This window comes from Marinomonas sp. ATLA20 (assembly GCF_057180105.1).
This window is the reverse complement of the sequence record NZ_JBXUKU010000003.1, coordinates 137,949-153,032: the sequence shown is the minus strand read 5'-3', so window position 1 is coordinate 153,032 and position 15,084 is coordinate 137,949. Positions and strand designations below refer to the sequence as shown.

Below are 15,084 nucleotides of genomic sequence, written 5' to 3'. Positions count from 1 at the left end.
CAACACAATGAATGATGCGATTAGACAATCTCAAATTGAATAATAGCATCACCTTGATTGATAACTCGATTCACGCCTAAAGACTCAGCGGCAGGTACTAATCCATTTAAGGTTCCGGTAATAAAAAAGTAGTCTTTATTGCCATAGCCTCGTTGAATACACTGAAGTATCCCTTTCTTCACCACGTCTTTCTTTGCCTCTACAAGTTGGTTTAATTCAGCTGAGAAGCTATAACTTTGATTGCCGCCTTCAAAAAGTATCTCACCAGCTACTGGCTTTTGAGAGACAAAAACACCGTAGTTAAAGTAAAAATCGCATGCGGAATGGTTACTTGAATGAATCTCTGCACGAATCAATTCTACAGCCGCAAAAGGGGCCAATTCATCAACCAACTCACCCACTGGATCTGTGGTGCTTGGCACAGTTAATTGAAAGCACACTTCTAATTCAGTACCGCGAAATGCTTGATTTGATATGGTGTCGCCAAGATTAGCGAATACTTGGAAGTCAAAAATAGGCGAAAGAATAATCACACCATCTTTATCGACAATTTTCCAACCAGCAATTGTTGCACCCTTCTCGACTAGCTCAGTGATCAAAGCGTCTTGCGCTGAACAAACAGCGTTGAAACTGTCAGTTAACGATAATGACGCCTCATACTTAAATCCTTTTACTACCTGAGAATACTCTTCGAAAACCATAGCCTGACAACCCTTAAAAAAATAATAATTGGAGCATGAATAAAAACCTGATCATATACCAACTTAAACAACATATGACCACAATGCTATAAAAGCCAACGCAAATGCTTCATCTTAATTTTGTTTCATTATCATTTAATCTGTATCATGAGCCCACTTTAACCCATCCCATGAAAAGGAACTTCCAGTGAAAAAAATACTTGCCGTGCTCGTTTTCACGCTTGTTGCTGTATGCTTAGTTGCCCCTAAATTTATTGCACCCAAGCATCAAGAAAAAGTTGTAGAACTGATATCAAATATCAATAAAGCACCAGGCTACACTGCAAATATTGTGTCTACCAATTCAGTCTGGTTCGGCTCTGAAAATAAAGTACTTGTTACCTTTGACGCGACTCAATTCGATCCTACCATTCAGGATGGGGCTATTGAAGCTGAGATCACTATTGATACGCACTATGGTCCTTTGTTGTTTTCAAGCCAAGGTTTGTTTGGTTTGTATAAAACTGATATTCGTTTCGCTGGTGATAATCTGCGTGACTACGTTGATTGGGATGAAGATCAGCCTTTCTATGAGCTTTCTGTTCTTGGCGGCTTTACTGATAATTTCAAAATCGCGGATACAATTCCTGAGTTTACTAACCCAGCCGATACGATTCAATTCAGTGGTTATGCTGGCCAAGGTCAAATGTCAGACCAAGGATTCATCTACCAAGGCAATTTAAATCAAATGGATGTAGTAGACGGCTACACACCAATTAAAGCGGAAGGGTTTTCGATTTCTATTGAGCTAAATGCGGATCTCGCTTCCATTATGCAAGGTGGTTTTTACGACAGTACAACTGACCTAAGCCTTGAAAAGCTTAATGTAGGTGGCGACACGGAATTTTCAGGTCTCAACATTGAAGCGACTTCTAGTTTGGATCAAGAAACTCAGTTAGGAAATATTCAAGTAGCCTATCTAATTAAAAATGCCATGATTGGAACCTTCACCGCGAGTGATCTTTCTTTTGTCACTGAGCTAACAAAACTCAGTAACAAGTTCTTTATGGATTACAAAAAGTTCTCTGATGATGTGCTAGCAGAATCGCCTACTTCTGACACTTCCAGCGACGCGCTGTTTGCCTTTATGCAAAACAATATTGGTGAGTTATTGGCCGCGAAACCTGAATTCAACATCACAGACTTCAGCGGTACTTTTCCTAAAGGTAGCTTTAATGCGACACTGACAAGTAAACTCGCTGATATTGAAACACCAACCATTGATGAGTTATTAATTCCTGAGTTTTGGCTATACAACGCTGTTGTGACAGCTAATATCGAAGCGGATGAGCCTTTAATTCGTGACTTCGCAGAGCAATTTATTGCCAGCAAAATGCGTGCTCCAGTGACGGCCCCTGAAGTAAAACAACAAGCATTAATGATTATTAACAGCTTTGTTCAACAAGGCTTGATTCAGCTTGATGATGACAAATATAAAAGCGAAATAACCATCGAAGATGGCCAAGGCAAGATCTACGATTCGGCATTTCCTTTAATGTAAGTTACGTATTTAAAAATAGCCAAATTACAAACTAAAAAGGCGCGTCTTAAATTCTGTGCAAACAGAAATAAGACGAGCCTTTTTTAGTCTATTAAAGCAATTTAGTTACTAGCGAAAGTCTCGCCATTATATTGAGTCACTAAACAGTCTTTGCCTTTTTCCTTGAGCATTTTACAAAAGTCAGAACTGAAGGATTTATTCAAAAATGGACCCACTTTAAGCTGATACATAGTGCGTCCATTTACTTCCTTTTGGTTAACCAAGGGCACTAAACCATCAAAATACGTTGGGTAGCTTTTCAACAATACATTCCAACCACGAATGGCTTCATCACGATTAGCATAAGAAGCGACTTGAACACCATAGTCTTGTTGTTTTGCAGTTGCTTGTGGATCAGACATGGTAGGTGAAGACATAGCTGGGGCAGCAACAACCGGAGGTGCCGCTTTATCCATCTCTATGTTTTCTTCTGCGCTAACAGCCATAGAGTCTGAATTATCAGTTTGTCCCTCAATAGGCGCTTGCATAACTGCTGGTGCGACATTCACTGCAGCCATACTTTCGTCAGCTATCAAGTTATTCTCCACCCTATCATCTGACATTGATTCAGGTGCGACAGGCGATGCCTTGCCTTGTTTTAGTGCCGCCACTTCCGCTTCTAGCTCATCAATACGATCTAACTTCGATTGCACTGCTTGCCATTGCTCATCATGAGTACGAACTTTAGTTTGCAAATCTTCGTAGGTCATAAAGGTATTTTTATCACCAACCGATGAACAAGCAGCTAATGATAATCCAGCCATCACCACAATCAGTTTTTTGGACATTCCCATTCTTTTATTCTCCATGTACATCATTAAATCTTACGGCTCACTATTAAACACCGATTTAGGCGGCTCTCTATGAAGCAAATAGCGAGTACTGTCCCCACAAAATTAAGGCATAACGAGCTGCTTTGCCAATCAAAACCAAAGGTAAAAAATACCAAATAGGTGTGCGTAACACTCCTGATACTAAAGCAATCCCGTCGCCGACAACAGGTAACCAAGTAAATAATAAGCTCCAGACGCCGTATTTATTAAAAAAACGCTCTGCTTTTTGTCGCGTTTTAGGGGTCACTGGAAACCATTTTTTGTGCTCAAAACGCACCAAATATAAGCCCAGAAACCAATTTGTTAAACCACCAAGCGTATTCCCCAAACTTGCCCAAAGCCATAGATAGAATACTGACAAATTGACGTCATTTGCATAGTAAAGCAACAAGCCTTCCGACCCCAAAGGCAAGACAGTAGCAGACAAAAAAGAAACCAAAAATATGAACAAATAATCTAACACTGTTTCTCTCTATCTACTTTTATTAAGTTACTCGTTAAATACAAAAACATTGATTCAGCTCAATTTTATCTACTAGGCAATGTATAAAAAAACACTTACTCTAGAGAGTATGGCCATTTTCTATAAACATCAGCTATTTAAATAGCTCCATGTACTAATTCTCAAAAGTCTCATGTCGAAAGACTAATAACCTATCCCAATCTAACGGAGCTGGCATGCTGGATCGCATTAACGATATAAAAATTCGCTACAAGTTATGGGCTATTATCGGACTTATGTCCATGGGAACAGCGGCACTGATTCTAGTCTCCCTTTCTTCGCTATTTAACAGCCACGTAGACGCTCGAAAAGATAGAACGCAAGATATTTTAGATATCGTCAACACCACACTATCTCCTATTTATAGAAAACAAACCAATGGTGAAATAACCGCTGAAGAAGCCAAACAACAAGCTATTTCACTACTGTCTGAATTCCGTTATGGTGATCAACAGAGCCTATGGATCATCAATAAAAACAGTCGAGCTTTACTCAATTCTCCAGCGACTTATCGTAGCAGCACATCGCCCTCTTCGCTCATTGATGAACTAAACAAAGCGCAGGCATCGACTTCTAAAAAGAATTATCAAACTATCGAATTTGAGTATCAAGGTAATGATGGCAAAGTTCATCGAATGATTGCCAGCGCATCTACATTCAGCCCTTGGAACCTGACCATTATCGCTACCGCGTCTATGGATGCCGTGATCAGCTTCTTCTTAAAAGCGCTAATAGATTATGCCATTGTTGTGGGTCTATTGACCGTATTGGTCGGCGGGACCGCTTTGTATATTATCCATTTGGTAACAAGTCGTGTGACCTCTCTATGCAAAACAATGACATCCGTACAACACTCAGGCGATCTTACACAGCGTGTTGAGTTTACTGGTCAAGACGAAATGGGCGAAATGGCACGAGCATTTAACAGTATGATGAATGACTTTCAGTCCATCGTGCGCAATGTTAGCCATTCCAGCGAGACCTTAGACAGCATTGTTGGCCAAACGAATAATTCGACCACTAAAACAGCTCAAGGTGTCGCCAGACAATTATCCAACACAGGCAAAGCAACAGAGCTGATGCAAAGTGTAATGACCTCGGTTGAAGATACCCTTGCCATTGCCGAACAAGCCAATAACACAACACAAGAGCTTGGCCAGCACTCCAAACAAGGCCTTGGCGTCATGGATAAAGCCAATCAAGATATTCAGCAGCTTTCTATTGAAGTTGGCGATGCCGCGAAACAAATTCAGCAATTACGCGAAGACGTAACTCATATTAATGATCGATTAGGCATCATTGCCGAAGTGGCAGATCAGACAAACCTGCTAGCACTAAACGCAGCCATTGAAGCCGCTCGCGCTGGCGAACAAGGCCGAGGTTTTGCGGTTGTTGCTGACGAAGTTCGTCAACTTGCCCAGCGCTCACAACTTGCAGCGACAGAAATTGGCGGTTTAATCGATCAATTGACTCTGCAAACACTAAATACTGTTGAAGTGATGGAGTCCGCCAGAAGTACAGCGAACCAAGGTGCTGAACAAACTTCACAGGCAGGACAAGCCTTTACTCAAATAGCTAATGGCGTACTTTCTATTTCTAAGTTGAACAGCAGTATTAGCAAAGCCGCTGATCGACAATTTGAGTCTTCACAAACCGTCAATAAGACACTCGAAAGCATTGCGAGCATTTGTGAAGAAACCAATCACAATTCCACAGACATTCAAACATCGGTAAACAATCTACAAGATTGCGCCAGCCAATTACGTCAATTGGTTCACCAGTACAGTACTTAATTTTTTTACTATATAGAAAGAGGTGATGACCTTAAAAACTCATGACCTCTTTTTCTTTCTTCTAAAACTTATCCTTGCGTCATAAAACATTAAACAACGCACCTTAAACTGCACTTAAGCCCGATTTTATGCTCAAACATTGTGCATAAATGCCTGACTTGATTGAAATCTCGACATTTAAAAAAATTAAGTGAAAAAGAAGCTTCTTTACTGCTTTAACTTCTTGGTGAGTCACATTATGTTTGGGTATAGTGGTTTTAGACTTAATTAGTACTATAGTACGAACTGAGCTTTAGGCCTAAACAACAGAGTTTTATAAAGGATCGAACATGGCGTCTGATACGCAAGATAAGCTAGATTCTCTTTATCAACATATCCAAGCGGTCATACTGACCCGCCAGCACCCAGTAACAGGGCTTTTTCCTGCTAGCACAAGCATTAATAACCACGGTAACTACACCGATGCTTGGGTGCGAGATAATGTCTACAGTATTCAAGCCGTTTGGGCCTTACATCTGGCCTATAAACGAGCGTCCAATCCACAAAAACGCGCCAATGAACTTGAGTTCGCCTGCATAAAAATGATGCGCGGCTTACTGTTCGCTATGATGCGCCAATCCCATAAAGTGGAAGCCTTCAAGCACAGCCTAGACCCAAAAGACGCACTGCACGCCAAATACGATACCAAAACCGGTTTAGAAGCCGTCGCTGATGATGCCTGGGGCCATTTACAAATTGATGCCACCAGCTTTTATTTGCTGATGTTGGCTCAAATGACTAAAGCGGGCAGCAAGCTGATTTTTTCTCGAGATGAATTCAACTTCATCCAAAACCTTATTTATTATATTTCTCGTACTTATCGCACCCCAGATTACGGTATTTGGGAGCGTGGTAATAAGGTAAATAATGGCAAGGCTGAAATAAACGCCAGCTCTGTAGGTATGGCAAAAGCCGCCATGGAAGCCATGGATGGATTAAATTTATTTGGTGAAGAAGGCCCTGAATGGGCGGTCGTGCATTCCTTTGCGGATGCGGTTGCTCGAGCAGGATCGGTATTACAATCCTTATTACCTAAAGAATCTCGCTCCAAAGAAGTCGACAGCGCCATTCTTAGTATCATTGGCTTCCCTGCCTTTGCAGTGAACGATGAAAAATTAACACGTCGCACACGTAAAGAAATCATTAGCAAACTGGGTGGCGAATATGGCTGTAAGCGCTTTCTTTTAGATGGTCACCAATCTGAACTGGAAGACCAGAGTCGAATTTATTACGAATACGATGAGCTGATTAACTTTGAACACATAGAGTCCGAATGGCCGCTATTTTTCACTTATCTTTATATCGACCGCTTATTTGCCCGAGACTGGGAAAGTGCCAACTTCTACCGCCATAAACTCGAATCGTTGATGGTCGAAAAAGACGGTCAAATGCTGTTGCCAGAACTCTATTATGTGCCGCAAGAAAATATTCTCGCGGAGAAAGAAAAACCGGGCTCTCAAAAACGTGTGCCTAACGACAATCTACCTTTGGTTTGGGCGCAAAGTCTGTTTTTAGTCGGCAAAATGCTCGATGAGGAACTCATAACGACTGACGATCTAGATCCACTTGGTTTGCATCGTATTCAGCACAGACCAAACAAAGTCACCACTTCGATGGTTATCTTGGCACAAAATGACAAGGTCAAACAAAAACTAATAAATGCTGGTTGCCTTTGCCAAACCCTAGAGGACATTGCGCCACTTAAAGCCATTAGTGCTGACCAATTGGTTCAAACCTACCGTCATCTTGGCGCCTCTGAAACATTGGGTCTAAAAGGTCGTCCAAATCGAGCTTTAAATAGCTTGGCTACCTCTCAGGCGTTTAGCATCAATGACGAAAGTTATTTGTGTTTATCTTGGATTCAAAACGAAGACAAAGACTACAGAAAAATTGACCCTAGCCTATTCCAAGCACACATTCGTAACGAATTAAAAACCATCGCTGACCATTGGTACTATCAAGCGAATGCTGTTTTCAGCATACTTATTGATGAAGCCATGAGCGAAATGAAAGGCAGTGACGAATTATTTGAATTTATTCGCTTATTGCAAAAACGGGAACATGAAGAATTCCGCGTCATTCCTCAATCAGCTAAAAATGCCTTCAAGTCAGGTAATAGACGCGCCATTATCATTAGCTCGCTTGACCATAAACAGTTAGAAACAAATTTCCCTGTTCACGATACACTTTGGCCTTTAGCTGACAAACCAAAGCCCTACGATGTTGCTGCTATAAAGACAGCCGATACTGATGATTTGCTTGCTCGCCTAGTAGATCAACCAAGCTTAGACGAAGCGGTCGATTGCTTGATGGAGCTTGGGGGACGCCGTGCATTGATGAACACCATACCAGATTCAACGCCCGCTATTACCGCTTATAAAGTATTGAACAGTGTCTATCTGCAAGCACTAATATCAGAGAACTGGCGCCCAGCTCGACAGATGTATTCTCTTATTTTGAAACCATCAACCGATCTAGCAACCTATATTGCCGACATTACGGTTCGACAGCGTTTATTAGTCATTGGTGAAACACCCGAAACAGAAGTCGATATTCATTCGCCTCTGCACCAAGATGCCATTTTGGACATGCTAAGAAGTGTTTCCTCTTCGCCAATCGGCTTGGTCATTTGCCACGAGTTAATAGCGATTGCAGGCACTTTAATTAAAGTACATCCGGAGTTTTTCTCTGGCGTGCGTACTATTCGTGTTCATAACTTGGCTATGCTTTGCGCTCGACAGTTTGATCCTGAAGACGACGCGCCAGTTTTTGACACATTATCTAAGGTCTCCCCTAGCGAGCTTTACGAAGCACTAACTCAAGTGTTACAACAGAAGCACGATGAGTACGCCCATGTGGCGAACAACATGCGCTATCACAACAGTACTGATGCACAAAGCAAGATGAAAGACGTCGACTGGTTTGACTGGCGTTCTGAGCAAGGTATGATCACTAAGCTACCTGAGTCTATGTTATTGCAGTTATGGGGAAGCTTAAGCCATGCAAATACCATTGTATTTGGTGATTCGCAGAGCAATACCGCGTTAGATTGTAAACGCGCTCTTAGCTCAATGACACCAGGCGAAGATACCTTTGCTCTGCTGATCGAGACCTTAACATCAGACATTCATCCTAGCTGGTACAAGAGCCTAATTTTTGAGGGCTTATATGCCTTCATACAGTTTTGCCAGCAACATAAAAACTGCAAATTTGAGCAAGAAATTAACTTGCCAGTGTTAGTTACTCAAGCCGCTTTGGATCATGCTAAGCAACATCAAGCAGAACATCCAGAAGACAGTAGAGCAGAAGCGGCATTGGATGAATTTGCACAAATAACACCAAACAAAGTAAACCAATATTTGCGTTGGGCAGTGAGCAAACTTCACAGTCATCAGCACCAACACTCATCGAGTTAACACGCTCACTCTTGCTGGAGAAGTGAATGGATTTAATAAAAAACGCCCTAATTAATGATGTGCTGAGTGCACATTGTTCAGACCCATTTGGCTGTTTAGGACTACAAGTATCTCCTTCTAAAAAAGGTTTATCGTTACTGGTTTGGCAACCAGAAGCCATTTCTATTCGTGTATTAGCCATAGACTCAGATAAAGAACTCGCCACAATGAGCGAGACCAATGACAAAGGCCTGTTTCACGCTGAATGGCCAAAAGAAAATACGCGCTTTCATTATCGCCTTGAAATTACTTATAAAGACAAAAGCACGTATACAATGGTTGATCCCTATCAATTTCCTAATACGACTTTTGTCGACCCTGAGCACCATCAAGCGAGTCAATACAAAAGCCAAGGAGCGATTCGTGCTGCTGCCAAGGTAAATGATCAACTCACTATTCAAGGCACACGCTTTGCCGTTTATGCACCAGCCGCTCGTTCCATCTCTGTGGTTGGCGACTTCAATGCTTGGGATGGTCGTATTCATCCTATGTCGAGTAATGGTGATGGCATTTGGCGATTGTTTATTCCAGATGTTAATCACGGTGCTCGTTATAAGTTCGAGATTCGCGCGAAATCCGGCGACATTCTTCCTCATCGTAGCGATCCCTACGCGCAGCGTATTGAACAATATCCGTCCTTTGCCAGCGTAACCTGCTTTGATAATAAACACGCTTGGCAAGATGACACTTGGGTTAATCGCCCTATCGAAGACATTTATGAAAAACCCATGAGCATTTATGAATTGCACATCGGCTCATGGCGTCGCAAAGGTGATAATCAGCCGCTAACCTATCTGGAAATAAAAGATCAGCTGGTTCCATATATCCAAGAAATGGGCTACACGCACGTTGAGTTATTGCCTATTACCGAATATCCATTCGATGGATCTTGGGGTTATCAGCCTGTTGGTTTGTATGCGGTAACCTCTCGATTCGGTACGCCTGAAGATTTCAAAGCCCTCGTGGATGCGCTTCACCAAGCCAATATCGGCGTGATTATGGATTGGGTTCCAGCACATTTCCCTGCAGACAGTCATGGCTTGGCGAACTTCGATGGTTCCAAGCAATACGAATACCCAGATCCTAAAAAAGGCTGGCATCCAGAATGGAATTCGTTGATCTACGATTTTGGTAAAGAACACGTTGTAAATTACCTAATCAGTAATGCCGTTTATTGGCTAGAAGAATTCCATATCGATGGATTGCGCGTTGATGCCGTGGCCTCTATGTTGTATCTGGATTATTCCCGTGAAGACGGCGAATGGATTCCCAACAAAGACGGCGGCAATCACAACTACGAAGCCATTGATTTCTTACGCCGTTTAAACGAAACCGTGTATCTGAATCATCCGCGCTGCTTTACTGTCGCGGAAGAATCTACTGCGTTTCCAGGCGTATCTAAACCAACTTACATGAATGGTCTGGGCTTTGGTTTCAAATGGAACATGGGCTGGATGAATGATTCTCTGGATTACATAAAAAAAGACCCAATTTATCGCCAACATCATCAAGGCGAGCTTAGTTTTAGCATGGTTTATGCTTTTGATGAGCAATTTGTACTACCAATTTCTCACGATGAAGTGGTACACGGTAAAGGCTCAATGATCACAAAAATGCCTGGGGATGCTTGGCAGAAATTCGCCAATCTGCGCGCATTTTCGGCTTACATGTATTTCCATCCAGGTAAGAAGCTGAACTTTATGGGCAACGAGTTTGCTCAAGGTCAAGAGTGGAGTCATGAGCGCTCTTTGGATTGGCACTTGTTAGACACGGATTACCATAAGGCCCAGCAATCTCTGTCCAAAGACTTAAACCATCTATATAAAAACGAAGCGAGTTTGCAGTTTGATCATTCTTATCTAGGCTTTGAATGGATCAGCTACGACGACAGCGCCAACAGCATCTTAGCCTTTGCCCGCAAAGCAAAAAACAGTGATGAACACACTGTGGCTGTGATTAACTTCACCCCAACCCCCCATGGCAACTACCGTATTGGTGTGCCCAAATCAGGCCGCTACCAAGTCGTCATGGATACGGATGAGACAAGCTACACTGGCAGTGGCTTCGCTAAAAGCAAAGAATACGATACACAGGCTATTGTCAGTCATGGCCGCGACCAAAGCATTGAGCTGCAAGTGCCACCACTGGCTGGTGTTTTGTTAAAATGGCTAAGCGAGTCTTAGCCTTAAGTTCAAACCTAAATATCAGCACAAGCAAAGCAACAGTTCGACCACAGCATCTAGAGGTATTCATGAACCAAACGCAACACGTTTCCAATGGCTCTCCTTTTCCTCTAGGTGCTACCGTCACCAAAGACGGTGTTAACTTTGCCGTGGTTGCTGAAGATGCCATCCAGTTAAATTTGTGTTTGTTTGATAACGAAGGCAATGAACAGGAACCAATACCTTTTATTAATAAAAATAAAGGGATTTGGTATATGGAAGTGCTCGGTTTAACAGAAGGCCAGCATTACGGATTACGGGCAGAAGGCGAATTCAAACCTGAACTGAAACAACTCTACAATAAGCAAAAGCTGCTGATTGACCCTTATGCAAAAGAACTAAGCGCCAAACTGGTTTGGCACGAAGATCAAGCCGCGATCACCAAAGAAGGCCAAGCACACCAAACCGATTCCGCATATTGTGTGCCTAAATCGATTGTTCGCACTATCGAAGCAAAGTCAGGTCGTCCTGAAAGAATAAAAGTCACCCCTTCAAGTCGTGCTTTATATGAATTGCACGTTAAAGGCTTCAGTAAAAACCTGCCCATTGAACGCGAGCTGCAAGGTACTTATCTTGGTGTTATATCTTCCGCTGGCATTGAACATTTAAAAAGCCTAAACATCACCACAATCCAGTTAATGCCTTGCTTCAGTTTCATGACAGAACGTCATTTAGAGCAATTAGAACTCAACAATTATTGGGGTTATAACCCGATTAGCTTTTTTGCAGTAGAGCCCTCTTACGCCATAAAAGACGCGATTGTTGAGTTTCAACAAATGGTAGATGGATTACGCCAAGCAGGTTTTGAAGTGATTTTAGACGTGGTGTATAACCACACTGCTGAAAGTGAAGTAGACCAATCCAGCGTGTGTTACCGAGGCTTAGACAATGCACGCTACTATCGCCACCAAGATGGCCAATATTTGAATTACACGGGCTGTGGTAACTGTATCGATACCTATAGCCCCACCAGCATTCGTCTTATCTGCGACAGTATGCGTTATTGGGTCGATGTCATGGGTGTAGATGGTTTTCGCTTTGATCTAGGTGTCGATCTTGGTCGAACTGATCACGATTTCACGGCAAAAGCACCGTTATTACAAGCCATTCTCCAAGATCCTGTTTTAAGCGAAACCTGCCTTGTCATGGAACCTTGGGATATTGGTCCAAACGGCTATCAAGTCGGGCAATTTCCCAGAGGCTTTCTCGAATGCAACGACCAATACCGAGATACCATTCGTCGTTTCTGGCGCGGTGATGGCGCTCAAGTACCTGAATTCGCAACTCGCCTTATGGGATCAAGAGATTTTTTCCATAAAGGGCAAAAGAGCGCACTTAATTCGGTAAATTACATCACCTATCATGATGGTTACACTATGAAGGACTTGGTGTCTTATCACCAACGCCATAACCTTGCCAACATGGAAGAAAACCGAGACGGGCATGGCGATAATATTAGCCAAAACTTTGGTGCCGAAGGCGAAACAGACGACCAAGAGATTCAACAGAAACGCTTAAATCAGCAATTATGTTTTATCGCGACGTTATTATTAAGCCAAGGTACACCGCACATTTTGGGTGGTGACGAACTGTCCCATAGCCAACAAGGCAACAACAACGCCTACTGCCAAGACAACGACATTACTTGGCAAACTTGGCAAGACATAGATACGGCAACAAGCCATGCAAGAACAGCAATCCAAGACACCATAGCAACACTGATGGCATTACGTAAAAGCTATCCGGTTTTGGCTGAAATTCGCTTAGAAGACGACCCACTCTATCAACACACAACATCGGATAAAATCCATTGGCTAAACGAACATAGCGAACCAATGTCAATCGAAAACTGGGCGGATGACAGCCGACATTTTATTGCGTTAACGCTCACACCCGCGGATCTTTCTAACAGCTTTTGGATTGTTTTTTACAGCAGCGACGCACCACTGAGCGTTCCATTACCAACAGACAATGACGAGGTTGAAACGCTTTACCAAACGCCAGGTTTATCCATCAAAAACAGTGCTCTCCATTGCGCTTACCGAGGTGTTTTTGTGGGTAAGTTTTAATCAGCCCGAACGTCGTCATTTTGATTAAACTGCAAATCCGCCAATCGCTTATACAAGGCACACGTTTCCAGCAATTCACTGTGGGTGCCTTGGGCGATTATTTCCCCTTGCTCCATCACAATAATTCGATCTGCATTCAACACAGTTGCCAAGCGGTGAGCAATCACCAAGGTGGTTCTTCCCTTCATAAGTGGTTCTAGAGCCGCTTGAACCTTGTTTTCACTTTCCGCATCTAGAGCGCTGGTTGCTTCGTCTAGCAACAAAATCGGTGCGTCTTTTAATATCGCCCGAGCAATGGCTACACGTTGCCTTTGGCCACCAGACAAACGCACGCCGTCTTCCCCTAAACGCGTCTCATAGCCCTTGTCCAAACGAGTAATAAATTCATGGGCATTGGCTTGTTCTGCGGAATGTTGAATCGATTCCTTGCTTGCGTTGCGATTGGCGTAGCCCAAGTTATCGTAAACTGTTTGGTCGAATAGAACCGTCTCTTGTGGTACAAAGGCAAAGCGCTGACGTAAATCCTCTAAGGAATACGCTTTAATGTTCTCGCCAGCCAAGTAAATACCACCTTCTTGAGGATCATAAAAGCGCAGAAGTAATTCAAATAAGGTCGACTTACCCGCACCTGATGGTCCAACTAGAGCCAACATCTCGCCTTGTTTAATGGAAAACGACAAATTCTTTAACGCCGCATAATCTGGTCTTGTTGGGTAACGAAATTCGACATTTTTAAACTGAATGATTGCTTCGCCTTGACGGATCTTAGCCATATTCTGAGAAGAAAACTCGCTAGAACCACTGACTACAGCACTTTTAGCACTGAGCAATTCCATAATACGCTCTGCTGCCCCCGCAGCCCGTTGCAACTCGCCCATAACTTCGGAAATGGCACCAACGGCACCGGCAACAATAATGGAGTAAAATAAGAAGCTCGCCAGATCACCAGCACTGATGGCACCAGAGATGACATCTTTTCCGCCGAACCACAACATCACACCAATACCACTCATGGACAGCAAAATAACCATTAAAGTGAGCCAAGAGCGTTGTTGAATTCGTTTCACACTCACATCAAAGGCTCGATCGACTGTGGCTGAAAAACGCTGTGCATCATGCTTTTCATGAGTAAAAGCTTGCACTACTTTTATGTGACGCAGCGCTTGTGATAAATAGCGCCCGACATTAGCCACTTCATCTTGGCTATCACGTGAGAGCCGGCGTACTCGTCTTCCAAAATACACCACAGGCACAATGACAAAAGGCACACAAGTCAGCAAAATGAGCGTGAGTTTAAAATGCATCACCAATAAGAATAAAATCCCACCAATCAGCATCAAGCTGCTGCGTAAAGCAATCGATAAAGAAGAGCCAATCACACTCTGCAAAAGTGTGGTATCGGAGGTAATACGGGATTGAATTTCACTCGGAGAATTGTCTTCAAAAAAGGAAGGAGACAAGGTAAGCAGGTGAGCAAAAACGGCTTGACGAATATCCGCCACCACGCGCTCACCTATCCATGACACCAGATAAAAACGACAAAAGCTGCCAATACCCAATAAAAACACCAAACCGATAAAAATAATCAGGGCATGAGTTAAACCCGCTTCCGATCCAGAAGCCAAGCCTTGATCAATAAGGAATTGTACCCCCTTACCCAAGCTCAACATGGTACCAGCGGTAACGACCAAGGCAATCAAGGCCATTACCATCTGGCGTCGATATGGACGCAAAAAAGGCAGGAGTGTTTTTATTCCGCTATCAACTTTTTCCGACTTGTTCATCTGTCAAAACCACCACAAAGTAATAATGACCGTCACTATAGCGTATCTGAGCTATCGCAACTGGGTAAATACCGAGTAGAGATGGCTCATTGCTAAACACTTTGTAA

At 42.9% G+C, this 15,084-nt stretch carries 9 protein-coding genes; 5 read left to right on the top strand and 4 right to left on the bottom strand.

Going from position 1 to position 15,084, the window contains the following annotated elements; all coding sequences use genetic code 11:
• Positions 1-20: 20 nt before the first annotated feature.
• Entirely contained in the window at positions 21-701 is a 681-nt protein-coding gene (locus tag AC2A4J_RS07105; RefSeq protein ID WP_484175463.1) for a hypothetical protein, read from the bottom strand.
• 187 nt (positions 702-888) lie between these two features.
• Here AC2A4J_RS07105 and AC2A4J_RS07100 point away from each other — a divergent pair, with 187 nt between their 5' ends.
• Complete coding sequence (locus AC2A4J_RS07100) at positions 889-2,241, top strand: YdgA family protein (RefSeq protein WP_484175462.1); 1,353 nt, start codon at positions 889-891, stop codon at positions 2,239-2,241.
• A gap of 101 nt (positions 2,242-2,342) precedes the next feature.
• Here AC2A4J_RS07100 and AC2A4J_RS07095 read toward each other — a convergent pair whose 3' ends face one another.
• Entirely contained in the window at positions 2,343-3,074 is a 732-nt protein-coding gene (locus AC2A4J_RS07095; RefSeq protein WP_484175461.1) for an SPOR domain-containing protein, read from the bottom strand.
• A gap of 67 nt (positions 3,075-3,141) precedes the next feature.
• A complete protein-coding gene (locus AC2A4J_RS07090; RefSeq protein ID WP_484175460.1) occupies positions 3,142-3,576 on the bottom strand; it encodes a YqaA family protein in 435 nt (144 codons plus the stop codon).
• A 215-nt stretch (positions 3,577-3,791) separates the two neighbouring features.
• On the opposite strand from AC2A4J_RS07090, the gene AC2A4J_RS07085 reads away from it, so the two are divergent.
• The 4 genes from AC2A4J_RS07085 (at position 3,792) to glgX (ending at position 13,193) form a co-directional block, all read left to right on the top strand.
• The gene (locus tag AC2A4J_RS07085) at positions 3,792-5,408 is read left to right on the top strand and encodes a methyl-accepting chemotaxis protein (RefSeq protein WP_484175459.1); all 1,617 of its coding nucleotides are present in this window, start codon (positions 3,792-3,794) and stop codon (positions 5,406-5,408) included.
• A 329-nt stretch (positions 5,409-5,737) separates the two neighbouring features.
• Entirely contained in the window at positions 5,738-8,863 is a 3,126-nt protein-coding gene (locus AC2A4J_RS07080) for a glycoside hydrolase family 15 protein (protein ID WP_484175458.1), read from the top strand.
• 26 nt (positions 8,864-8,889) lie between these two features.
• Positions 8,890-11,085, top strand: coding sequence for a 1,4-alpha-glucan branching protein GlgB (gene glgB, locus AC2A4J_RS07075; RefSeq protein WP_484175457.1), 2,196 nt, complete (start codon positions 8,890-8,892; stop codon positions 11,083-11,085).
• A gap of 68 nt (positions 11,086-11,153) precedes the next feature.
• The gene (glgX, locus tag AC2A4J_RS07070; RefSeq protein WP_484175456.1) at positions 11,154-13,193 is read left to right on the top strand and encodes a glycogen debranching protein GlgX; all 2,040 of its coding nucleotides are present in this window, start codon (positions 11,154-11,156) and stop codon (positions 13,191-13,193) included.
• Here glgX and AC2A4J_RS07065 read toward each other — a convergent pair.
• On the bottom strand, positions 13,190-14,977 hold the full coding sequence (locus tag AC2A4J_RS07065) for an ABC transporter transmembrane domain-containing protein (protein ID WP_484175455.1): 1,788 nt from the start codon (positions 14,975-14,977) through the stop codon (positions 13,190-13,192). The genes glgX and AC2A4J_RS07065 overlap by 4 nt on opposite strands.
• Positions 14,978-15,084 lie beyond the last annotated feature (107 nt).